The sequence below is a fragment of the Phenylobacterium sp. VNQ135 genome, assembly GCF_049445735.1.
GTDB lineage: Bacteria > Pseudomonadota > Alphaproteobacteria > Caulobacterales > Caulobacteraceae > Phenylobacterium.
On sequence record NZ_JBMSDS010000001.1, the window covers coordinates 309,161 to 330,456 of the forward strand.

The 21,296-nt window shown below is 66.6% G+C and carries 19 protein-coding genes; 8 read left to right on the forward strand and 11 right to left on the reverse strand.

The features are described from left to right. Positions 1–12: 12 nt before the first annotated feature. From ACO2Q0_RS01545 to ACO2Q0_RS01555, 3 genes are all read right to left on the reverse strand, one after another. Positions 13–366, reverse strand: coding sequence for a MerR family transcriptional regulator (locus ACO2Q0_RS01545; RefSeq protein ID WP_423349713.1), 354 nt, complete (start codon positions 364–366; stop codon positions 13–15). Between the two features lie 18 nt (positions 367–384). Further along, the gene (locus tag ACO2Q0_RS01550; protein ID WP_423349714.1) at positions 385–708 is read right to left on the reverse strand and encodes a 2Fe-2S iron-sulfur cluster-binding protein; all 324 of its coding nucleotides are present in this window, start codon (positions 706–708) and stop codon (positions 385–387) included. An 87-nt stretch (positions 709–795) separates the two neighbouring features. Then, positions 796–2,061 carry a cytochrome P450 gene (locus tag ACO2Q0_RS01555; protein ID WP_423349715.1) on the reverse strand — a complete coding sequence of 422 codons (1,266 nt, stop codon included), beginning with the start codon at positions 2,059–2,061 and terminating at the stop codon, positions 796–798. Between the two features lie 222 nt (positions 2,062–2,283). Between ACO2Q0_RS01555 and ACO2Q0_RS01560 the strand changes: the two genes are divergently transcribed. Continuing rightward, complete coding sequence (locus ACO2Q0_RS01560; protein WP_423349716.1) at positions 2,284–3,201, forward strand: phytanoyl-CoA dioxygenase family protein; 918 nt, start codon at positions 2,284–2,286, stop codon at positions 3,199–3,201. A gap of 316 nt (positions 3,202–3,517) precedes the next feature. On the opposite strand, the gene ACO2Q0_RS01565 is transcribed toward ACO2Q0_RS01560, so the two are convergent. From ACO2Q0_RS01565 to ACO2Q0_RS01575, 3 genes are read right to left on the reverse strand one after another with little or no spacing between them, the layout of a single operon-like run. Next, positions 3,518–4,348 (reverse strand): phytanoyl-CoA dioxygenase family protein, encoded by an 831-nt coding sequence (locus tag ACO2Q0_RS01565; protein ID WP_423349717.1) that lies wholly within the window; start codon positions 4,346–4,348, stop codon positions 3,518–3,520. Positions 4,349–4,379: 31 nt separating this feature from the next. Further along, positions 4,380–5,603, reverse strand: a complete 1,224-nt coding sequence (locus tag ACO2Q0_RS01570) for an MFS transporter (RefSeq protein ID WP_423349718.1) — start codon at positions 5,601–5,603, stop codon at positions 4,380–4,382. Next, positions 5,600–6,964: an MFS transporter gene (locus tag ACO2Q0_RS01575; protein ID WP_423349719.1), complete on the reverse strand. Its 1,365-nt coding sequence runs from the start codon at positions 6,962–6,964 to the stop codon at positions 5,600–5,602. Before ACO2Q0_RS01575 ends, ACO2Q0_RS01570 begins: the two co-directional genes overlap by 4 nt. Before the next feature lie 66 nt (positions 6,965–7,030). Here ACO2Q0_RS01575 and ACO2Q0_RS01580 point away from each other — a divergent pair, with 66 nt between their 5' ends. Continuing rightward, positions 7,031–7,861, forward strand: coding sequence for an SDR family NAD(P)-dependent oxidoreductase (locus ACO2Q0_RS01580; RefSeq protein WP_423349720.1), 831 nt, complete (start codon positions 7,031–7,033; stop codon positions 7,859–7,861). A 161-nt stretch (positions 7,862–8,022) separates the two neighbouring features. Here the strand turns inward: ACO2Q0_RS01580 and ACO2Q0_RS01585 are convergent, their stop codons facing one another. The 4 genes from ACO2Q0_RS01585 to ACO2Q0_RS01600 form a co-directional block, all read right to left on the reverse strand. Beyond that, entirely contained in the window at positions 8,023–9,006 is a 984-nt protein-coding gene (locus ACO2Q0_RS01585) for an aminotransferase class IV (RefSeq protein WP_423349721.1), read from the reverse strand. Positions 9,007–9,093: 87 nt separating this feature from the next. After that, complete coding sequence (locus ACO2Q0_RS01590; RefSeq protein ID WP_423349722.1) at positions 9,094–11,529, reverse strand: TonB-dependent receptor; 2,436 nt, start codon at positions 11,527–11,529, stop codon at positions 9,094–9,096. Positions 11,530–11,976: 447 nt separating this feature from the next. Next, positions 11,977–12,321, reverse strand: a complete 345-nt coding sequence (locus ACO2Q0_RS01595) for a RidA family protein (RefSeq protein ID WP_423349723.1) — start codon at positions 12,319–12,321, stop codon at positions 11,977–11,979. An 18-nt stretch (positions 12,322–12,339) separates the two neighbouring features. Next, positions 12,340–13,635, reverse strand: a complete 1,296-nt coding sequence (locus ACO2Q0_RS01600) for a D-amino acid dehydrogenase (protein WP_423349724.1) — start codon at positions 13,633–13,635, stop codon at positions 12,340–12,342. Positions 13,636–13,966: 331 nt separating this feature from the next. On the opposite strand from ACO2Q0_RS01600, the gene ACO2Q0_RS01605 reads away from it, so the two are divergent. Beyond that, a complete protein-coding gene (locus ACO2Q0_RS01605; RefSeq protein WP_423349725.1) occupies positions 13,967–15,334 on the forward strand; it encodes a sulfotransferase in 1,368 nt (455 codons plus the stop codon). Positions 15,335–15,386: 52 nt separating this feature from the next. On the opposite strand, the gene ACO2Q0_RS01610 is transcribed toward ACO2Q0_RS01605, so the two are convergent. After that, positions 15,387–16,031 carry a TetR/AcrR family transcriptional regulator gene (locus ACO2Q0_RS01610; protein ID WP_423349726.1) on the reverse strand — a complete coding sequence of 215 codons (645 nt, stop codon included), beginning with the start codon at positions 16,029–16,031 and terminating at the stop codon, positions 15,387–15,389. A 293-nt stretch (positions 16,032–16,324) separates the two neighbouring features. On the opposite strand from ACO2Q0_RS01610, the gene ACO2Q0_RS01615 reads away from it, so the two are divergent. The 5 genes from ACO2Q0_RS01615 to ACO2Q0_RS01635 all read left to right on the forward strand — a co-directional run bounded on the left by ACO2Q0_RS01615 (position 16,325) and on the right by ACO2Q0_RS01635 (position 20,678). Beyond that, complete coding sequence (locus tag ACO2Q0_RS01615) at positions 16,325–17,194, forward strand: phytanoyl-CoA dioxygenase family protein (protein ID WP_423349727.1); 870 nt, start codon at positions 16,325–16,327, stop codon at positions 17,192–17,194. Between the two features lie 113 nt (positions 17,195–17,307). Beyond that, positions 17,308–17,727, forward strand: coding sequence for a RidA family protein (locus tag ACO2Q0_RS01620; RefSeq protein ID WP_423349728.1), 420 nt, complete (start codon positions 17,308–17,310; stop codon positions 17,725–17,727). A gap of 51 nt (positions 17,728–17,778) precedes the next feature. Continuing rightward, positions 17,779–18,528, forward strand: a complete 750-nt coding sequence (locus ACO2Q0_RS01625; protein WP_423349729.1) for an SDR family NAD(P)-dependent oxidoreductase — start codon at positions 17,779–17,781, stop codon at positions 18,526–18,528. A 384-nt stretch (positions 18,529–18,912) separates the two neighbouring features. Next, positions 18,913–19,512 carry a hypothetical protein gene (locus ACO2Q0_RS01630; RefSeq protein ID WP_423349730.1) on the forward strand — a complete coding sequence of 200 codons (600 nt, stop codon included), beginning with the start codon at positions 18,913–18,915 and terminating at the stop codon, positions 19,510–19,512. Between the two features lie 59 nt (positions 19,513–19,571). After that, positions 19,572–20,678 (forward strand): helix-turn-helix domain-containing protein, encoded by a 1,107-nt coding sequence (locus ACO2Q0_RS01635; RefSeq protein ID WP_423349731.1) that lies wholly within the window; start codon positions 19,572–19,574, stop codon positions 20,676–20,678. Positions 20,679–21,296 lie beyond the last annotated feature (618 nt).

The following is a 21,296-nucleotide window of genomic DNA, read 5'->3' on the forward strand; positions in this document are numbered from 1 at the left end:
CCCGCTCCCTTGTCAGGACCGCACTTCCGCCATCACCGCTTCCAGGCGCGCAAGTTCGTCTTCCAGCGCAACCCGACGACGCTCGAGATGGCGGAGCGCCAGCGCGCGACCGCGGCCGCCCTCCTGCTCCTCCGCCCGGAGCACTTCGGCGATGTCGTGCAGTGGCACGAAGCGTTTCAGCCGCGCGATCCATTCGAGACGGCGACGTCCTACGGCGTCATACCAGCGGACGTTGTTGCTGTTGCGGTGGGCCACGATGAGCCCAAGCTCTTCGTAGTAGCGGAGGGCGCGTCCGGTCAGCCGGAACAACCGACGCGCCTCGGTGACGGCGAGCCGATCCGGCTCACGGATGACTTCGTGCTTCATGTCGCGCTCGCCGCCAGATCAGTGCTGATGCTCAGGCAGCTGGACCACAAGGCCGTCGAGGGACTCGTCGAGCCGGATCTGGCAGGCCAAGCGCGAGTTCTCCTGCACGCCTTCCGCAAATTCGAGCATGGCCTGCTCCATGTCCGTGCGCGGGCCGACCGTCTGCAGCCACTCAGGGCTCACATAGACGTGGCAGGTGGCGCAGGCGCAGGCGCCGCCGCAGTCCGCGTCGATCCCCGGGACCGCGTTCCTGACCGCCACTTCCATGACGCTCGCGCCGGGACGGGCGTCCTCGATCCTGTCCACGCGGCCGTCGTGTTGGATGAAGCTGATGGTCGTCATGGTCGAACCTCTGCACCTCGGAGAGTTGAAGCCACGACGCCGCGGACTTAGGCGGCGTCGCGCGGGAGGAAGTCGGCGGCGCGGCGACTAGAAGCGGCGCGGGATCACCGTCTCCATGGCGGCGTAGCCATGGATGAAGGCCGAGGGGACGCGCGACAGGCTGAGCACGTTGATCTCGGGGAAGCGCTTCATGATCTCCTCCCAGAGGATCTTCAGCTGCAGCTCCGCGAGGCGGTTGCCGACGCACCGATGGATGCCGAACCCGAACGAGAGGTGATGGCGTGGGTTCGCGCGGTCGATGATGTAGCGGTGCGGATCCTCGATGACGGTCTCATCTCGATTGCCGGACAAGTACCACATGACGACCTTGTCGCCCTTGGCGATCGACCGGCCGCGGAACTCGACGTCTCGCGACGCCGTCCGGCGCATGTGGGCGAGCGGCGTCTGCCAGCGGATGGTCTCTGACACCATCGAGGGGATCAGGCCCGGGTTCGCGTAGAGCTTGGCCCGCTCCTGCGGATTGCGGTCCATCAGCCGCACCGAGCCCGACATCGAGTTGCGGGTCGTGTCGTTGCCGCCGACGATGAGAAGGAGAATGTTCCCGAGGAAGGTCTGGGGGTCCATGTCCCTGGTGGCGGGATTGTGGGCCAGCATGGAGATGAGGTCGCCCCGCGGCTCGGCGTTGACGCGCTCGTTCCACAGGGCCGTGAAATACTCGGCGCAGTCGGTCATGACGCCGACCCAGGCCTCGTCGAAGTTCTCCGCCGGCAGCAGGCCGGCGTCCGGCGAGGTGGAGGCGACATCCGACCAATAGGTGAGCTTCCGACGATCCTCCAAGGGCACGTCGAAGAGCGTCGCCAGCATCTGCGCCGTGAGATCGATGGAGACGCGATCCACCCAGTCGAAGGGCTCGCCGACCGGCAGCTCGTCGAGCGTCGCCTGGATGCGGGAGCGGATTAGCGGTTCGAGGATCGCCAGGTTCGCCGGCGAAACGATCGGGCTGACGGCCTTCCTCTGCTCATCGTGCTTGGGGCGATCCATGGCGATGAACATCGGCAGGTCGAAGCCCTCCAGCGGGTCGTCGATCGTGATCGCCGGCTCGGACGAGAAGGTCTCGTGGTCGGTGTCCACGGCCACGATGTCTTCGAAGCGGGTGACGGACCAGAACGGACCGTCGCGGTGATGATCGGCAGGATGCAAGTGGACGGGATCGTCACGCCTCAGCCGCTCGAAATACGGATAGATCGTGTCGGTCCGCCAGAGCTCGAGATCGAGAAGGTTGATCTCCTCGAGAGGCACGGCGTTCGCACGTTCCCTCGCCCCGTCAGCCAGTTCGCCGGCGCCGTCAGCCATGACTGCATCCTCTAGGGTTGGACCGGAGCCCGCCCGCCTCGGCGCTTGCCAGCCCTCCGGCGGCTCAGCTCAGAGCGGGATCACCGATCCCCGTTCTTCGATAAAAATCGTATATGCCGGAATCGACTGGGTGTGTGAACCCAGAAGATTCGGCCCACCTCCCCCGTTGACATCTATGCGCGAACCTCAATTCTGGATTTTCATTGAGAATGAGAGGCGACTATGGCCAACCCCGCTGCAACGATGTCGAAGGCCGCCGAGCTGGCCCGCCTCCCCTTTGGAACAGATCCTGACGAGGTGAAGCGGGTTCTGGATCGGGACGGGGGCCTGGTTCTCACTGGATGCCTGAGCCGCGAGCAGGTCGACGCGATCAACCGCGATCTCGATCCACTCATCGGCCCGCTGCGCCAAGGCAACTTCGGGGTCGGCGAAGACAATTTCGTGGCTGAGTTCTATGGCGGGAAGACCAAGCGCCTGCAGCACTGCGTGAAGTACAGCCAAGTCTATCGTGAGGCGTTCCTGGCCAGCCCCATCCTGGCCGAGTACGTCGCCGCGATCCTGCCCGGCCGCCCCGGTCGGCACTCGCTATTTGCATCGCAAGCGATCGACATCTACCCGGGTGAGACAGCACAGGCGCTCCACCGCGACGGCGGCACAATCGCCCCGACGTTGGGCATCAACAGGGCCGACAGTGTGGAGCTTGTCGCCAATACGCTGCTGGCGCTCACAGACATCACCGAAGAGATGGGCGCGACCCGTGTGATCCCCGGGAGCCACGCCTGGCAGGATTTCGAGAACGTCGGGGCCCCAGAGCAGACCATCCCGGCGACCATGAACGCCGGCGATGCGTTGCTGCTGACCGGCAAGCTCTCGCATGGCGGCGGCGCCAATTCGACGACCGACCGCTCGCGACGCGTGATCTCGACGTCCTTCTCCATCAGCTTCATCACGCCGGAAGAGGCCTGGCCGTTCGCCATCACAATCGAAGAGGCGAAAAGCTACCCGCCCATCGTCCAAGCGATGCTTGGCTTCCATTCTGTGCCGATGCGCGGCGAGGAGCCGGGTTTTCTCTGGCGCCTCGAGGCGCGGCCGCTCGAAGACAAGCTCAAGCTTGGCCGCCTTCCGCTCGACATAGCTTAGGCCCCTCCTCCCAGCCTAGACGAGCCCGCTGCACCACGGGCTCGTCCAGGTCGAGAGTCCGCGCAGGGACTTCGTCTGAGCGAGGAGGAGACCGGACGCCTCGTCCGCAGGCGTGATGGCCGAGGCTTCCGCCCAACGGACAGATCCCGCCGGCTGCCTGGTCGCTGACGAAGCGCTGCGGGTCATGGTCCCTCCATTCCGCTCCACGAAAGGCGCTCAGCCGCCCAGGCGTGAGCATGTTCGCGGACGACCGGAGCGGCATGATCACCTCTGCGAACGCATCTCCGGGTCAACAGGGCGCGCTCAGCTGGGAGCCTCAGCGCAGCTGCGTGTTGTGGGGTGAACGGTAAGGCTGCCCCGGCGTTAGCGATAGGTCGTTCAGGGTGCTCGTGTCGTAGCCGTAGTTGGAGGGCCCCGTCGGCACGGGGCGATAGAAGGCTTCATCACCATAGAAGCGATACACGAGCGTGTGCCGGTCGGGGCACTCAGGGCTCACCGGGGCGCCGCCGTGAAGGATCCCGGAATGGAAGACGAGCGCGTCGCCCGGCTCAAGGGCCCACGTGAAGACATCCCAGGAGGCGGGGTCCCTCGCCCGATCGGCCTCGATGTCGGGCAGACGCGGCCACTCAGTCTCCAGCCACAGCGGCTTGGTGGGGTCCTTGGGGTCGTTGTACGAGCTGCCGTTGTATTGCACGCCCCTGTGCGAGCCCCGGACGAACTCGAGCGAATTGCGCTCAGGGATCGCCTCGAAGCTGGTCCAGATGTTCAGCATGTGCGGTCCGGAGATCGCCATGTAGGAGGTATCCTGGTGCCACGGCGAACGTCCCGCGCGGCCACCCTTCTTGATGAACAGTTCTTCGCCCATGAACCAGACGTGCTCCGAGCCCCACAAAGAGGCGACGAACTCGTCCAGGTCCAGTTCGCGCACCGCGGCGATGTGCACATCGCGGTTGGCCGGATTGCCGTAGTCGTTGAAGTGCTCGTCCGGCGTGCCCGCATAAGCCAACCCGTGCTGGGGGCTGGGATGCGCCACCGCGTAGTCGAAGGCCGCGCGCATCCGCGCCAGACGCTCGCCTGAGAACAGGCCTCGCACCACAATGGCGCCGTCATCCGCCAACGCGCGCTTCTGCTGCTCGGTCGCCTTCATGTGATCCTCCTTTTGAACGCCAGCTTGGTGGTCATGCCTCGCACTCGCGACGGGCTTCGATTTCCGCGGCGGCGCGCCCTCTCAGCGCCAAAGCTCCGGCTCGCTCAGCGAGCAGCAGGCAGACGGCGGACGCGGTCAGCGCCGCGGCGCTGAAGAGGATCAGTGCGGTGTAGCCGCCGCGCTCGATGACGGGCCCTGCGACGATGCCCGTCAGAACGCCGGCAACGCCTCCAGCCGCGGGGGCCGCCACGAAGAGACGGCCGGTGGCGTCCACCTTCCGGATGATCGTCCAGTAGCCGGGCTGCGCCAGGCCCCAGCCCATCGCAAAGAGGATCGTGGTGGCGATGAAGGCCAGGTCGCCGTCCAGGATGAGGCACGCGTAGCCGGCGAGGAGCACAACGTTGCCGATGCCGACGAACGCCAAGCTGGGCAGGCGCCCGCCCAACCACGCCACGATGCCGGCCGTCACCACGGTGGCGAGCGCGCACAGGCTCACTGCAGCCCCGACGACACCGGGCGGAACGCCCCGCGCGACGCCGATACGCTCGACGAAGTACCAGAAGCTGAGGATGCCGCAGACGAACAGACCGAGCGCGAACAGTCCAATGACGGGCGCGACGATCCCGCGCGTCAGCAGCGCCGCCTTCGGCGCCTGGGCGACCTCCGACGCCGGGACCGCGCCGGCCGCAGGAAGCCACCTCGCGGCCACGAGGCCCGTGGCGGCGATGGCCGCCAGCCCCAGGAACAGGCCCACGACGCCGTGCTGCGGGATCAGCCATTGGGCGACGGGCACCGCCGCCGCGGCCGCGAGAAGGCTCTGGGAGATCAGCGAGGCGGCATAGCTTCGATCAGGATTGGCGGTGTCGCCCAGCGAGGCGAAGGACGGCGCCCCCAACGTCCCCTTGAGAACACCAAGCACGGCGAAGAGGAGCAGGATTGCCGGCAGCGTCGAGAGCGCCGCGCCTGCTGCGAGCGCCCCCGCCGCTAGCGCCACGACGGCCGCCGAAATGGTCCGCCAGTTCACGCGACGGACCCAGACCGGAGCGCTCAGCACCGCGAGGGTGTTGAAGCCGATGAAGATCGCGCTGACATGGCCAAGTTGCGTGTCGCTCAAACCGTACGCGTCGGCCAAGGCCCCGAGGATCAGAGGCTGAAGGTTCGAGATGAGCTGATTGATCCCGATGAGGTACGAAGCCGCCGCAACGGCGCTCGGCGCATCGACGGCCGCGCGGCCGGACACGTGGGGAGCTGTCATCGCGACGCCGCCTGTTCAAGGGCCGCAGGGCGCCAGCGGGCCGCCCGCAGTGCGAGGCTGACCAGCGTCGGTGTCAGGTAGAGCGCCGCTAGCAGCAGGAGGAAGCCCTTGGAGCCCAGGTGCTCCGTGGTCCAACCGGCGACGCCGCCGCCGAGGGCGTAGCCGAGCTGCAGCGCGAAATACCAGCCGCCATAGGTCAGCGGGAACAGCCCCTCGCCGAACTGACGCTTCGTGAAAGTCAGCCAGAGCACCTCGCCTGCGCCGAACCCGTACCCAAGGGCGAGTGCGCCGACGGCGGCGATGAGGACGCTCGGGTGACCGGGGAGCACGGCGAGCGTGAGCACGCCGACGTAGACCGCGCCGGCGACAAGCGCCGCGCTCCACCAGCCGCGGAAAGTATCCAGAAGCCAGCCAATGGAGGCGGACCCCACCAGCGAGCCCGCCGCCGTCAGACCCAGGAGCGTGGCGGCGATCGGCCCGGACAGGCCTGCGCTCTGCAGGAATGCGGGCTGCTGCGAGAAGGTGGCGATGGCGGTCATGCCGATCCCGACGATGCTCAACACCATGAGCAATGCGGGGGCCTTGCCGATCTGCGCCCAGGCCGCGCGCCCGCTCGAGGCCGCCGGCCCTTCAGCGGATGTGAGCACGCCTTCCGGATCGTGGGCCAGTTCGTGCGGCCCTCTCGGCCCTCGGGCGAGCAAGGCGACGCTGAGGGCGATCGCCAGCACGGCCAGGGTCAGCATCCCTGAGGCCGGACGCCAGCCGAACGCCTGGACCAGCGCCTCGGTGAGGGGTGCCAGGACCAGGCCCCCGGCCGCGCCGCCGGCCCAGACGATCGCGACCGCCGTGGCGAACCGGCGCGAAAACCAGCGGGCGACGATCAGCGGCGCGGACATCGCCGTCATGATCTTGCCCAGGCCCATGCCGATCCGCAGGAGGTAGAGCTGCCAAAGCTCGGAGATGTGCCCAAGCGCCAGCAAGGCGACGGCCTGGATGCATAGTCCGAGGATCACCAGCCGCCACGGGCTCACGTGCGCGGTGATCGGGCCCGCGAACAACGCCAGCGGCGCCACGAGCCACATGGCCGACACGAGCGAGCCCATCTGGGCGGCCGACCAGCCGTATTCCTCGGCGAGCGGCGCGGTGAAGATGATGAAGGAAAAGATGCTCACGCCGAAGAGGGCGAAGATGGCTAGGAAGAGCGCACACACAATCCGCCAGCCGAAGTAAGGGCGCGCCGCAGACGACGCCGCTGGAGCGTTGTCAGAGCCCCCCCTCAGCCGCACACCGCCTTCGCCACTGGTCGTCACAAGAGTCGACTTTCGTCTGCCATTCACAACCGTTCTAGGCAGACAGAACACGCCGACGCAGGGCGCTCGTCAACATTAATCGATTTTTATTGACCTCGGCCCGTCGGACAGGCTGCATTGGACGCAACGAACACCCCTGCCCCGGAGCTTCCCAAAGTGCCCACTTCCGCGACCATCCAGTACGCGCCTGCACCGAACGACCTGCGCGGCAAGACGGTGCTGGTGACGGGCGGCACGCGCGGGATCGGCCGCGGGATCTCGCTCGCGCTCGGCGCCGCCGGCGCGCGCACCATTGTCTCAGGGCGCGATCGCCAGAGTGCGGAAGATGTTGCTGCGGAGATCGTCGCCGAGGGCGGCGCCGCCGAAATCCTGACCGCCGATCTGCTGGACGACGGAGCGGTGGCCGCGCTGGTCGGAGACGCCGTGTCGCGCTTCGGCAAGCTTGACGTTCTGGTCAACAACGCCGGCATCGACGCCGACGCCCCCGCCATCGACTACGAGCTCGAGACCTGGCGGCGGGTGCTGCGCTTCAATCTCGAAGTGCCCTTCCGTCTGGCGCAGCAGGCCGCCCGGCATTTCGTGGGCGCGGGAAGGCCCGGGGCGATCGTCAACATCGCATCGGTCCTAGGCCATGTCGGGACTGCAGAAGCCTGCTCCTATGTGGCGGCGAAACACGGCCTCGTCGGCCTCACGAAGTCCCTGGCCATCGAATGGGCGAGCCGTGGGGTACGCGTGAACGCCATTGCGCCCGGCCTGATCCAGACTGACATGACGTCGTACCTCTGGAACAGCGACGTCGCAGACGCCTATGTGAAGGGCCGGATCCCGCTCGGCCGCATCGGCCAGCCGCGCGACATCGGCGGGGCCGTGGCGTTCCTGGCTTCAGACGCCGCCGATTTCATCCACGGCGAAACCCTCGCCATCGACGGCGGCTTCCTCGCGACCTGAGTCTCGTCTGTCAATTGCGAGCGGCCCATCGAAAGGCCGGATGCGCCAGCTTGTCGTCCGCCTACCCCGCCGCAATGCAAGCCAGAAGATCGTGGCCGCCCACCGATCCGCGGACGGCCACAGTTGGAGGTTCGGGGTAGCGGCTCGCGCCGGCCGGCGGATCAGGCGGTGACGGCCGCCCGATTGGGGTATTCGATGGCGAAGCTGTAGTTGGGATCGTAGTGGGCTGCCCAGTAGGCCTCCCAGATCTCGCGCGTGATCGGCCCCACCTGTCCGCCGCCGACCGGCTGCCCGTCGAGCGTGGTGATGGGCATCACGCCGCCCGCCGTCGTGCAGATGAAGAGCTCGTCGGCGTGATATAGGTCGTCGACGGGCACGAACTCGAGCTTCGCTTCCAGTCCCTTCTGAGCCGCGATCTCGAGCACGGTCCGTCGCGTGACGCCTTCCAGGACGCCCCGCGCGGGCGTGGTCAGCACCCGGTCCTTCACACAGAAGATGTTGTAGCCGCCGCCTTCCGTGATGTTCCCGTCGCCGTCCGGAAGCAGCGAATAGACCGCGCCGCGATCCATGGCCTCGAGCCAGCCGCGCACGAAGTCGCCCCACTGGAGATTCTTGATCGTCGGGTCCATGGCGCCGGGGGGCGTCCGCCGCACGGTCCGGGTCACGACCGCGGCGCCGCCGGTGACCTGCACCGCCGGGGGCATGGCCCACACGTACGGCATCACCATGAGGTAGAGGTTGTTCTCGTAGCTCTGATACTCGCGGACGAACTTCAGGCCGCGGGTGCAGATCAGTTCCACATAGGCGTCGCGAATGCCGCTCTTGGCGACCATGTCGATCAGCGTCCGCCGCAGCACCTCGCGCTCCATCGGGATGCGGAAGCGCATCTTGGCGCAGGCGCCTTCAAACCGGTCGAGGTGATCGTCCAGGCGGAAGAAGCGGCCGTCCCAGACGCCCGGCACGTCGTAGGTCAGGTCGCTGCGGAGGAAGCCCTGATCAAGGATCGGGATCCGAGCCTCCTCAAGAGGGGAGAGCTCCCCAGCGATCCAGGCCACACCGCCGGCATAGGGATTACCGCTTCGTTCCAGCTCGGCCTTGCGCTGCTCATGGGCCCCGAGGACCGTTTCCATCGAAAAATCGGACATTGTCGCCTCTGACTGGCTGCCCCGCCTCGGCGGGAAAAATATGGCTAAGCATCGCCGCCGGCGCCTGGGAGGCGCCGGCGGCGCGCGTCACCAGCGGTATGCGAGCTCCACACCGACCGTCCGGGGGCGGCCGACCGTCTCGTAGAGGTCGATGGGCGCGTAGGGGGTGATGCGCGTGTTGATCGCGGATTCCGCGCGCGCGTCGAACAGGTTGCGCGCGAAGAGCGACGCCGTGACGGGCCCGCGGTTCCATCCGGCGTAGGCGTTCACCAGCCAGTAGGACGGGATGGTCGGATACCTGGCCCCGACCGTCGGCAGGTTCATCCGGGTCTTGCCTTTGTAGTTGGCGTTGATCGAGGCAACGATCGAGTTCTCGTTGTTGAGCTCACGCTCGTAGTCCAACGAGAACGTCCCGCTATGCCGCGGCGCGGACGGCAGCGGCGTGCCCTTTGCGCCTGAGATCGCGCAAGGGATGTCGCCGTTCGGCGCGCCGCTGCCATCCCCCGAAGCGACGCAGAAATCCTCGGTGAGCGTCGCCTTGGTGTAGGCATAGCCGCCTTGGAAGCTCAGCTCGTCGGTGATGTCGCCCGAAAGCTCGAACTCGAAGCCCTTGCTCTCGGCCTTCTCACCATTGAAGACCGCCGGCCAGAAGAGGACCGCGGTGAACCCGCCGATCTGCGGATCCTTCCACTCGGCGAAGAAGACGTCGGCGGTGTACCGCCAGCCGTTGGCGAACCGCCCCTTCACCCCGAGCTCATAGTTGTCGACGGAGTCGGGCTGGTAGCGCAGGAGCGACTCCGGTTCGCGAAGGAAGCCCGTGAGCGCGAACGCGTTCGCGCCGCCACGCCTGAAGCCTTGCGAGAACGTCGCGTAGGCACGGTGCCCAGGCATGTACTCGTAGGTCGCGTTGAAGCGGAACTTGGCGTCCGAGAAGCTGGCCTTGTTGGTGCTGTTTTCGACCAAGCCGTAGAGCGGCACGAGGTTGCTCACGTCGCGCCGCAGCTTCTGCTTGAACACGCGAACGCCGCCGCTCAGCTCGAGCCGGTCGATGGGGCGCCAGGTCAGTTCGCCGAAGATAGCCTTCTCGGTGAAGTGGTTGACCCCCGACACGTCGAACAGGACCTCATCGGCGCCGCCGGGACCGAAGCCCGGGAAGGTGACGCCAGGGAGCTGGTTGTAGGCGCTCTGGCCCGGCGCGTAGCCGACCCAGGCCGACGGATTCTTCTCCTTCTGGTAGTAGAGGCCCACCGTGTAGTCGAACGACCCCTCGCCGTTGGAAACCAGGCGGAATTCCTGCGTCTTGGAGGTGGTCTCGTCCCCGAACCGGTAGACGGAATTGTATCGGGGGTTCACCGGCGTGCCGGTGTAGTAGGGCAGCACCGAAGCGGGCAGCGCGAGATTGCCCCACGTTCCGTCGACGAAAACGTCGCCCTCGGTTTCGAAATAGCTCGACGTCGATGACAGGGTCGCGAAGCCCATGTCGTAGCTCGCGTCGAGCGTCGTCATGTTCGACGTGCGGTCGAAGGGATGCAGGCTGCGCGACACAAGCTCGTACTCGCCGGTGTCAGGATAGCTGATCGAGGGGGCGAGCGGATCGGGGCCCCCGTCGTATTCGGGCGTGTCGTACGAGGGCCCGAACCCCTTGATGCGCGAATAGTTGTGCGCCAGCGTCAGGTCGAACGCCTCGACCGGCTCCCAGCGAACCGCCGCGCGGACGTTCGTGGCGCGCGAAGAATTGACGTCTTTCTTGTCGTACATCGACGCCGGGCTGGTCAGCGGCGAACCGGGATTGGCGAGGATCGGATCGCTGAGGGGGCCATCGCCGTCGCGCGCGAAGATGCCGTACTGGTTGATGAACCCGGCTTCGCGGTCGTGGCTCGCCGATAGGCGTACGGCCAGGGTTTCGCCGACCGGGATGTTGACGACGCCAGAAAGGCCGTAGTCGTACTCTTCAGAATGGGCCACGTCGGCGGCGCTGGCCTTGATGCGTCCCTCGAAGGCTCCGAGCTTCGGCGCCTGCGGGATCAGGCGGATCGTGCCGCCGAGCGCGCCCGAGCCGTAAAGCGTGCCCTGCGGGCCGCGGAGCACCTCGACGCGCTCGATATCCTCGACTTGGAAGTAGTTGGCGTAGGGCGCGTTGCCGAGATAGGTGCTGACCGGGTTCTGCTCGAGCGCGACACCGTTGCGGTTGTTGGCTGAGGCGTTCAGGCCGCGCATGATCTGCCGCTGCGCGCCGAGGAACTGGTTTCCGCTCGAGGTCACCACGAGGTTGGGCACCTGGCGCGAAAGATCCTCGATGCTCGCCACACCCGCGCGCTCGATCGACTGCGCCGACACCGCGGTGATGTTGTACGGGATCTCCGTGACGTCCTGCGCTCTGCGGGTGGCGGTAACGATCAACTCGTCGAGTTCCGCGGGCGCCTGCTGAGCCGCCGACGGCGTTGCGCCGACGAGGGCGGAGAGCCCCGTGAGCGCCGTCGCGGCGAGAAGCTGGCCGATCCTGGCCGATTGTTTCCTGCGCATCTGACTCCCCTTGAAGTGGTCGTTCAGCGCGGAGCGCGACTGCGTCCCGCGGCTCATCGAGCGGCCGGCGACGGGTTCGGCCTGACCAACCTTGTTCTTCCCGCGCCAGAAAACGGTAACCGATATTTCTCGGCTTTCACAAGCCGTTTGTCGCGAGTTAGCCGACAGGTATCGGTTTGACCTGTCCGTCGCCCAATGGACGCCTTGGCGCCTTGAATTCAGGCAGGCGGGCGGCTGAAGGGGAGAGTCGACGCGTTTGCGGCAGAGATGAGCCGCGACTCTGGGGTCGGCGCTAACGGGCGCTGCGGGCGATCTACCGACTATTTTCGAGTTCAGAGCCGATTAGCATCGACTCGTCCGATCGTTGGCCGCTGCGCCGCCGAGCGGCGGCGCAGCGGGCGCAAGCTCTCTCGGCCGTAAGCCGGCCCGAAGCGGACTTCGACGCGATCAGCGCGCGGCGATGACGATGATCTCGACCTTGTAGTCCGGGGTGGCCAGCCGGGCTTCGCTCGTGGCGCGGGCCGGCGCGTCCCGCCCGCCGACCCAGGCGTCCCAAACCGCGTTCATTTCGCCGAAGTCCGCGATGTCCGCGAGCCAGATCGTGGCGCTGAGGATCTTCGACTTGTCGCTCCCGCACTCCGCCAGAAGCTCTTCGATGGCGGCGAGGATTTCACGGGTCTGTTCGGTCACGCTGCGGCCGGGCGCACCGACCTGCCCGGCCAGGTAGATCGTATCGCCATGGACGACGGCCTGGCTCATGCGCTGGCCGGATCGGATGCGTTGGATGGTCATCTGTCCTCCTGTTCGTCGTCAGGCCGCCGCATACCGCGAGATCGCCAGGTCGGCGGATTCAATATCGGGGGTCGCACCGCTGACCAGATCGGCGACGAGGCGTCCCGAGCCGCACGCCATCGTCCAGCCGAGCGTTCCGTGTCCCGTGTTCAGGAACAGATTGGCGAAGGGGGTGGCGCCGACGATCGGCGTGCTGTCAGGCGTCATCGGTCGAAGGCCGGCCCAATATTCCGCCTCGGAGAGATCCGCCGCCCCCGGAAACAGGCTCTCGAGGCAATAGTCGAGCGTGCTGTGACGGCGCGTTTCCGGATCGCAATCATAGCCGGAGACCTGCGCCATGCCGCCCACCCGGATGCGATCGCCGAGACGCGTCACCGCAATCTTGAAGGTCTCGTCGAGCAGGGTTGATTGCGGCGCACGGTCCACCGCCTTGATCGGCGCGGTCAGCGAATAGCCCTTCACGGGGTACACCGGGAGGCGCAGCCCCAACGGGCGCAGCAGGCCGGGCGAGTAGCTCCCCAAGGCCACGACGAACGCATCTCCGCTGATCGCGCCTTTTTCCGTGCGCGCCGCGCGGACCCCGCCGCCGTCACTCTCGAGGGCAAGGATCCGTTGGCCGAACTCGAAGCGCACCCCCTGGGCGGCGGCGAGCGTCGCGAGCGCGTTCGTGAACTTGAAGCAGTCGCCGGTCTCATCACGCGGCAGCCGCAGGCCGCCCACGATCACGTCGCGCGCGTACGCCAGTCCAGGCTCGACGGCCAGGCAACCAGCGCGGTCAAGCACCTCGAAGGGGACCCCGTAGCTCTGCAGGACCTCGATGTCCTTGGCCGCGGCGTCGAGCTGCGCCTGGGTGCGGAACAGCTGGAGCGTACCGAGGCTGCGTTCGTCGTACGCGATCCCGGTCTCCGAGCGCAGCGCCACCAGCTGATCTCGGCTGTACTCCGCGAGGCGGACCATCCGCCGCTTATTGATGGCGTAGCGCTCCGCGGTGCAGTTCCGCAGTGTCGCTAGCAACCAGGCGACCATCGCGGGATCGAGCTTCGGGCGAAGGATCAGCGGAGCATGCCGCATCATGAGCCATTTCACGGCCTTGCCGGGAACCCCAGGCGAAGCCCACGGCGAGGCGTAGCCGGGCGAAATCTCGCCGGCGTTGGCGAAACTTGTTTCGAGCGCGACTCCGTCCTGGCGCTCGACGACCGTCACCTCGTGCCCCGCCTTCGCCAGGTAGTAGGCGGTGGTGACGCCGATGACGCCGGCGCCCAGCACAACCACTTTCAAGAGACGCTCCCCGGGCAGAGCGTTGCGCGCCGCCATGCTTCGGCATCCATCAACGTGTCAGCCATCATCGGACCCGCCTCTCCGTGTCGCTGCGGCACCCGCAAGCCGCTCGAGCTCCCCCGCGACTTGACAGATTGTCGATCATTATCGAGTTTCTTGCGCCATACGTGATCGAGGCAGGCGAAGCAATGGGCACGAAGCGAGGCGCTTGGGGGAAGAGGCGCGTTCTCCGCGCCCGCTCCGCACTGCGCAGCGCGCCGACGCCCCGCGGGGGCGCCGAATCCCGATCAGAATCCCGATGACGGCCGAGATTCACGCGACAGCGCGTCGCCTTCTCGCCGAAGGCCAAGTTGACCGCGCGTTGGAGATGCTGCGCCCCGAGCTTCAGCAGGCCCGCGCGGTGGACGCCCGTCATTCACTGGCCCTGGAGGCCTTGCTTCGGTCGGGGCGGCGGCTGGAGGCCGTCGAACTCTTCGAGGCCGCACGCGCCCTCGAGGCCCCCTCGCCCGACGCCCTCGACGCGCTTGCCTTCTACGCACGCCGCCTCGATCGCCACGAGCTTTCGAACGCCCTCTATCGCCGCGCGGCGGAGACCGCGCAGGACGACGCGCAGCTCTGGTACAATCTGGCGACCAGCGAGCGCAGTCTCGGGCGATTGGCGGCCGCCGCCGAAGCCTGCAACCGTGCCCTCGCGCTCGAACCTCAACGGTTCGGCGCGGTGCTCCTGCGGTCCGAGCTCGTCCGCGCGACGCCCGAAGCCAATCACGTGCACGAGTTGCAGGCGAAGCTCGCGGCAGAAGCCGGCAGCGCGGGTCGCATGTTCCTGGCCTACGCCCTGGGCAAGGAACTGCACGATCTCAGCCGATACGACGAAGCCTTCGAGGCTTTCGCCCTCGGCGCCCACACGCGCCGCCGAGGCCTCCGCTACGAGGTGGCGGAGGACGAACGGAAGCTCGCGCGCATTCAAGCCGCCTATGCAGCTCAGGCGCCCAGCAGCACGGCGCCTTCAAGTCCGGCCCGGCATGTGTTCATCGTGGGCCTGCCCCGCTCAGGCACGACGCTGACGGAACGGATTCTCGGCGGGCTGCCCGGCGTGCATTCCAATGGCGAGACCGACAACTTCGCCGCCGCGCTGCTTCGGTCCGCCCCGGCCGGGGACGGCGACATCTTCGACCGGTGCGCCCGGGCGAATGGCGGTCAGGTGGCCAAGACCTATGAGGCGCTTGCTGCGCCGGACCGGCGTGCGGGCACGATCCTCGAGAAACTGCCGATGAACTACCTCTACCTCGGCGCGATCGCTCGTGCGCTGCCTGAGGCACGCATCGTCTGGCTGAGGCGCCACCCCCTCGACAGCTGCTTCGCCATGTTCCGGACGCTCTTCGGCGAGGCCTACCCGTTCAGCTACGACTTCCACGATCTCGCCCGCTACTACGCCGCCTACGCCAGGCTCATGACGCATTGGCGCGCCACCCTGGGGGAGCGCCTCCTCGCCGTCGACTACGAAGCGCTTGTCGAGACCCCAGCCGCCGTTGCGCCCACGCTTGCTCGCCACTGCGGCCTTCCCTGGGCCGAGGCTGCGCTGGAGATCACGAACAATCGGAGCGCCTCACTCACGGCCAGCGCCGTCCAGGTCCGCGAGCCGATCCACGGCCGCTCCGCCGGCCTCTGGCGACGGTACGAGCGGCATCTGCAGCCTCTCGAAATGCATCTTCGAAGCGCAGGCGTCGCCCTTTAGCGGCCGATGCGGAGCTCCGCGGTCGGACCACACTCGTCGAACCGGCCGAGGCTCAGGCCGCAGCCTCTTCCTCGTCCTCGAAGGCGAAAGACAGGCTCAGGGTCCCGCCGCGGGCCGCGGTTTCGGTGAGGAGGTCGCGCGGCTGCAGGAACTCCGGCATGTAGAGCCGCCGGTAGGCGGTGCAGGCGCTCAGCGCTTCCTGGTAATATTCCTCCGTGATCCTGCCGTGCAGCCGCACGGAGATCGTCCAGATGGCGTCGAGGATGCCAAGGGCGATCTGCGCCTTGGTCTCCTCGCCGGGCAGATGGGGCACGTGGAAAATCCGGTTCAGACGCCGGTACGCCGCCTTCGCCAGCTTCTCGTTCGTGAGGAGGTCGATGTTCCGCGCGCCGACGCCGCCGTAGCCGCCGTAGAGGATCTTCAGCATGGGCGGCCGGGCGTTGTAGTAGTCCATCGCCCGGCGCATATCGATGGCCGACAAGTCTTGCCAGTTCCGGATCCGCGCCGCCTCGATCGGCTCGCTGTGCATCCGGAGGAGCCCTTCAAGGTAGCGTTCGGCGAGGGCCTGGTACGCCGCCTCCTTGGTCGGGAAGAAGTGGTACACCGAGGCCGGCGGAACGCCCGCCTTCTCCGCGATCTGATACAGGCCGATGACATCGGGGTCGGCCTCGAGCAGCAGCGCCTCGGTGGCCTCCAAGAGCGCTTGGTAGCGAAGGACCCCACGTCCGCGTGACGGGCGTCTCAGACCCGCCGGGCGCGGACGCTTCGTTGTCTTCTCGGCATTCATCCCGGGCACTCGATAGGGTTGAGTCGGGGATAATCCACTAACATGTCGCTTGTCACCATTGGCCAGCACGGACCCGCCCGCATCGTCGTATAGGCGGGCGCTTTCTATATTCGATAAATAACGATTGGCGTTGACAGCTGAAGACGCTTGGCAGCAATTCTTACGAGCGGGCTGACCAGCCCGGCTTCCGGAGGAGCGCGACCATGGCGGCAACGGGTCTGACGAGGCTGACGCGGGAGGCGGAGGTCGCACAGGTCATCGAGGTCATTGAACGCGACGGTGGCGTGATCATCGAGGGCATGCTGCGCTCCGAGACGCTGGAAGGCCTTCGCAGTGATCTGCTGCCCCTGCTCGAGAAGACGCCGACGGGTAAGGACGCCGTCTTCGATGGTCAGAAGACACGGCGCCTGAGCCGGCTGTTCGCGCGCACGCGCCACGTCGCCGACATCGCCATGGACCCGCTTTTCTATGACGCGGCCATGCACTTCGTGTCCCGACCGATGGAGACCTGGCACGGCGGCCAGATGCACACGGCGGCCCCCGGCCTTCAGCTCGGCATGACCCAGGCCATCCAGATCGCCCCTGGCGAAGGCAATCAGCCGTTGCACCGGGATGACGGCGTCTGGAGCTGGCGGCACCCCTGCGAGCGGCAGGCGCGCCTGCAGATCATGGTCGCCGTGTCGGAGTTCACCGCCGAGAACGGGGGGACGCTCGTCGTTCCGGGCAGTCACAAGTGGGACGACCGGCGCAAGCCCGAACTGAGCGAGGCGATACCGACGGAGATGTCGGCCGGCTCGGCCTTGCTCTGGATCGGCTCGACCTTCCACGCCGGCGGGACCAACCGGACGGCCGACCAGTTCCGGACCGGACTGACGATGTCGCTCGACAACGCCACCCTACGCCAGGAGGAGAACCACTACCTCTCCCTCTCGCCCGATGTCGTCCGGAGCTATCCCGAGCGGATCCAGCGTTTGCTGGGTTGGGCGTCCGGCGCCAACCACATGGGCTGGGTCGAGATCGCTGGCCAGATGGCGGACCCGAACGAACTGCTGCACGGCGCGACCTTCGACTGAGGTCGCTCCGTCCTACGTGGTTATCGGCAGCCCGCTGAAAATCGAGACCCCGAGGTCAGGGCGGCGCAGCCCGGGCTCTCTCCCGAAAAGCGCACACGCTGGAGGATGAATAGATGGGCGATCCGGGAATTGGGTTCGAAGCGATCTTGCCGGCCGGATGGACGCCGCCGCGCGGGTTCTCCCAGGCTGTAAAGTATGCCGGGTCTGTCGGGGTACGGGTGTCAGGACAGCTCGGTCGGGCGCCTGGCACGTCAGGCGTGGAAGCAGGGTCGTCGCTGGGGAGCCAGTGGCGCCTGGCGCTCGAAAACCTGATCGCCGTGGTGCGCGCTTCGGGTGGCGATATCGGCAACATCGTGATGCTGCGCATCTATGTGACGGATATGGCCGAGTTCAACGCCGGCGGCGCGGAGGTGGGTGAAGCCTGGGCCGCAACGCTCGGGGAGCACTATCCTGCGGCGACCTTGGTCGGCGTGACGGGCCTGGTCGATCCGAACGCTCGAGTGGAGATCGAGGCAGAGGTGGTTCTCGCGTGAGTGAGACGGTGTCCCCGCGCCGGCGGCGGCAGTCTGATCCGCGAGTCCCACATGCGCGCTGACCTGTCCGGTCGTACCGCCCTCGTCACGGGCGCCTCCAGTGGCTTGGGGCGTCAATTCGCGTTCACGCTCGCCCAGCGCGGCGCCGCAGTCATCGTCGCGGCTCGCCGTCAGGCCGAGCTCGAAGACCTGGTGGATCAGATCAAGGCCGCGGGCGGGTCTGCTGAAGCTCGAGTGCTGGATGTGACCGACGTCGATGCGGTCACGGCAGCATTCGCGGATCTCACGTCCTTGGACGTCGTCGTGAACAACGCAGGCGTCGCGGGGGCAAGTCCGGCTCTCGAGTGCACGGCTGACGAATGGCGCTGGACCTACGAGATCAACGTGCACGGCGCGTGGTTCGTCGCCCAGCAAGCCGCGAAGAAGATGGTCTCGAACGGCGCCGGCGGATCGATCATCAACATCGCCTCGATCACCGGCGAGCGCCCCGGAGGCTCCACGGCTGCGTACGCCTCATCGAAGGCGGCGGTCATCCACATGACCAAAGCCTTGGCGATGGAGTGGGCGCGCTATGGCGTTCGCGTGAACGCGCTGGCTCCCGGCTATTTCACCACGGATCTCAATCGGGACTTCCTGGCATCCGGATACGGGCAGGCCATGCTCAAGCGGATCCCGCAGCGACGCTTCGGCGAGCTCAGCGACTTGGATGGTCCGCTACTGCTCCTGGCCTCCGACGCCTCGCGCTACATGACGGGGGCTGTCCTGGCGGTCGATGGCGGGCATCTGTGCAGCCCGTTGTAGAGGTGGGCATTCACGGAGTCCGCGCCGACATGAATGAGGACGGTGTTTTGGCGGAGTGTGAACCTAGCTGGCAGTCCCCTGACTGAGCCGCTAACGACCGAGGCAGTGGAAAAACGTCAAAAGATGAGAAATCAGTCCAGCAACTGGAGTGAAATCTCGGCTTCGCTCTGACGCGCGCGGAGCCGTGGCCCGCCCCCCCAATCGTTTCGCCCACGCTAGGTAAAGCTGGTGAGTTTTTGCCCAGCCTGGACCCATGTCGGATATCCGCGATAGTGGCCGAGAGTACGGCTTGCTGACAAATTCGCTCACTGCTGACAAACTCACTTCGTGTTGACGTTTGCTCAATTTTGCCAGACCAATGGTTGGCGGCAACACGGAGCGCACATGATTCCCGACCTCCCCTGGGAAGTTCACCCCGATCTGACGAAGGATCGGCTCGTCCACATCGGTCAGCTGATCGCGAAGGGGCGGCATGACGCAGTCCTGTTCCAGAACGAGGAGATCGGCGACGACACCTGGGTTCTCGGCTGCCGCGCCTTCCAAGCGACAAGGCATCAGATCCTGACGGCGGCGGCGAGCGAGGATTTCCCGTGGCTGGAGATCATCGACAGCTCCAAGCACCTGGTGTTCAAGATCGGCGCGGTCCCGGTGAGGTTCTACAAGGGCGCGCCTGAGGAGCCGACCGTTCGCACGCTCCGTCAGACCTATCCAGAACTCAGCCAGCTTGGCCTCATCTTCGGCGATGAGCGGGAGCATTTGGTCTATCGGTTCGCGGTGGAGACCGACTTCGACGGCACCGTGGCCGCTATCAAGTTTGTGGGCTTGCTAGGTGAGGCACCGGCGTTCTGCTGGGACGTGCCGCTTACCCCTGCCATGCCTTCCATTTTCCCCGTCTCGCCGCCGGTCGAAGGGGTCGATCTCGGCGCTCCGCTTGTGCGAATCTCGCGGGACGACCAGGAGCGTGGCCAGTCGGAAACGGGCTAGCCCGCGACCTGAGGGGGACAGTTGCTTAAGGGGAGCCCGGCCTCGGCCGGGCAGGACCTATGGACGGAACGAAATTCATCGGCGACCACCTTCGGCTCGCCCGCCTGACGCACGGCATGTCGCTCGAACAGATCGCGGAATCTGTCGGCGCCACCCGCCAGTACATTCACCAAATCGAGAACGGCACTCGGAGCCCCGCGCCCGATCTGACGCAAGCCCTCGCCGATGCGCTAGGCGTCCGGACTGATTTCTTCCAGCGGGGCAACTCGTCAGGCGTGCGACCCGAGCAGTGCCATTTCAGGAAGCAACAGACGACGCCGATCTCCGTGACGAGCCAGGTGCTTGCGCGCGGGACCATGCTGGATCGCTTGGCCGCTGCGCTCGATGCCACCCTCGGCTTGCCCCGGGTCAACTTCCCTGACTACCCAGTCAGCAATCTACTCGAGGCGGAGTTGGCGGCCGAGAAGGCGCGGGAATACTGGGGCCTGGGACGTGACGGCCCGATCACGAACATGACCCGGGTTGTGGAGAACGCTGGCGCGATCGTCACGGAGTTCAAGGGACTGTCGGAGAGGGTCGACGCACTGTCGATGGATAGGCCTCGCCCGATCATCGTGCGGAATGACGCGAAGGCAAGCTTGTGCCGCCAACGTTTCGACTTGGCGCACGAATGCGGCCACTTGGTTATGCACCGCGGCGTCGAAACCGGAGACAAGACGACAGAGGACCAGGCCCATCGCTTCGCAAGCGCGTTCCTACTGCCTCGGGCGGCCTTCCTTCGGGAGTTTCCCAGGGGCAGAACTTTCGACTGGCCTGCGCTCTTCCAGATGAAGCTGCGTTGGAAGGTGGCGCTGCGGGCGATAGTGCGGCGAGCGTTCGACCTAGGGCTGATCAACGCGGCCCAGTATCGAACCGCCAACATTCAGCTCGTGAAGACAGGTCAAGCGAAGGCTGAACGGTACGATGACCAGCTGCCGCTGGAGCAACCGGAGCTGCTCGCAGCGGCGATGTCGGCTCTAGACGCCTGTGGCCCGAACGCGCTCCGCCGGCTTGGCGAAGGCCTAGATCTCTCCGACACCATGTTCGAGCTTCTCACGGGTCGGACGATGCCAATCGAAATTCCGGAGACTCTCGGGTCGACGGTCGTGCGGTTGGGACGAAGGTAGCCCGCGCGCGGGAGCGCGCATCGAAACGCATTGCGGGTAACTCGCCACCAGAACCTGCTCCGTCCCTCTATGACGACAGCTCGGGCAGCCGCCCAACCTGCGTACTTTTCCGCACCTTAGGCGGGCGGGCGCGTGGGGGCTGCGCTAGGTGGCGGGCGGTTCAGCGTTGACGCACTACTTGCGCGTCGCTCGCCCGCCGTCGCGATCGCTGTCGCCCGAGGCTGAGCCTGGCGAAGGCCCGGACGGGCTGGGCCGCGGACTCGTCTCGCGCGCGTCCTGGTCGGCCGGTCTACATCTTCGTCGCCGGCAAGGACCCGATGAACAAGCTCCTGACAGCCCTCAGCTCGCCGGTCGACGCGTACCATCAGGCGGCGCTGGGGCTTCACAACGCGTTTGCGTGATGCGGTCCGGTGCTGAGCGGCAACCGGCCGTGCCTACCACTGAGCAATAGGAATGCCGGAAGCATGCCGCGCAGGAACCCGCGAGCCTGAAGCCCCCGACCGCCGCGGCGCGCGTCGCAAATCTCCTAAGTTCTGCAATGACCACCCCTCCCCGCGCCGCCCCCCCTGCTGGGCTGGTTGCATAACTCAGTCGCGAAAAGCGCTGACAGCGCGACAA

Excerpts from the sequence above, each read along its gene's own strand:
- ACO2Q0_RS01545 (WP_423349713.1), bottom strand. The coding sequence starts at position 366 with ATGAAGCACGAAGTCATCCGTGAGCCGGATCGGCTCGCCGTCACCGAG.
- ACO2Q0_RS01550 (WP_423349714.1), bottom strand. The coding sequence starts at position 708 with ATGACGACCATCAGCTTCATCCAACACGACGGCCGCGTGGACAGGATC.
- ACO2Q0_RS01555 (WP_423349715.1), bottom strand. The coding sequence starts at position 2,061 with ATGGCTGACGGCGCCGGCGAACTGGCTGACGGGGCGAGGGAACGTGCG.
- ACO2Q0_RS01560 (WP_423349716.1), top strand. The coding sequence starts at position 2,284 with ATGGCCAACCCCGCTGCAACGATGTCGAAGGCCGCCGAGCTGGCCCGC.
- ACO2Q0_RS01565 (WP_423349717.1), bottom strand. The coding sequence starts at position 4,348 with ATGAAGGCGACCGAGCAGCAGAAGCGCGCGTTGGCGGATGACGGCGCC.
- ACO2Q0_RS01570 (WP_423349718.1), bottom strand. The coding sequence starts at position 5,603 with ATGACAGCTCCCCACGTGTCCGGCCGCGCGGCCGTCGATGCGCCGAGC.
- ACO2Q0_RS01585 (WP_423349721.1), bottom strand. The coding sequence starts at position 9,006 with ATGTCCGATTTTTCGATGGAAACGGTCCTCGGGGCCCATGAGCAGCGC.
- ACO2Q0_RS01590 (WP_423349722.1), bottom strand. The coding sequence starts at position 11,529 with ATGCGCAGGAAACAATCGGCCAGGATCGGCCAGCTTCTCGCCGCGACG.
- ACO2Q0_RS01595 (WP_423349723.1), bottom strand. The coding sequence starts at position 12,321 with ATGACCATCCAACGCATCCGATCCGGCCAGCGCATGAGCCAGGCCGTC.
- ACO2Q0_RS01600 (WP_423349724.1), bottom strand. The coding sequence starts at position 13,635 with ATGGCGGCGCGCAACGCTCTGCCCGGGGAGCGTCTCTTGAAAGTGGTT.
- ACO2Q0_RS01605 (WP_423349725.1), top strand. The coding sequence starts at position 13,967 with ATGCTGCGCCCCGAGCTTCAGCAGGCCCGCGCGGTGGACGCCCGTCAT.
- ACO2Q0_RS01615 (WP_423349727.1), top strand. The coding sequence starts at position 16,325 with ATGGCGGCAACGGGTCTGACGAGGCTGACGCGGGAGGCGGAGGTCGCA.
- ACO2Q0_RS01620 (WP_423349728.1), top strand. The coding sequence starts at position 17,308 with ATGGGCGATCCGGGAATTGGGTTCGAAGCGATCTTGCCGGCCGGATGG.
- ACO2Q0_RS01625 (WP_423349729.1), top strand. The coding sequence starts at position 17,779 with ATGCGCGCTGACCTGTCCGGTCGTACCGCCCTCGTCACGGGCGCCTCC.
- ACO2Q0_RS01630 (WP_423349730.1), top strand. The coding sequence starts at position 18,913 with ATGATTCCCGACCTCCCCTGGGAAGTTCACCCCGATCTGACGAAGGAT.
- ACO2Q0_RS01635 (WP_423349731.1), top strand. The coding sequence starts at position 19,572 with ATGGACGGAACGAAATTCATCGGCGACCACCTTCGGCTCGCCCGCCTG.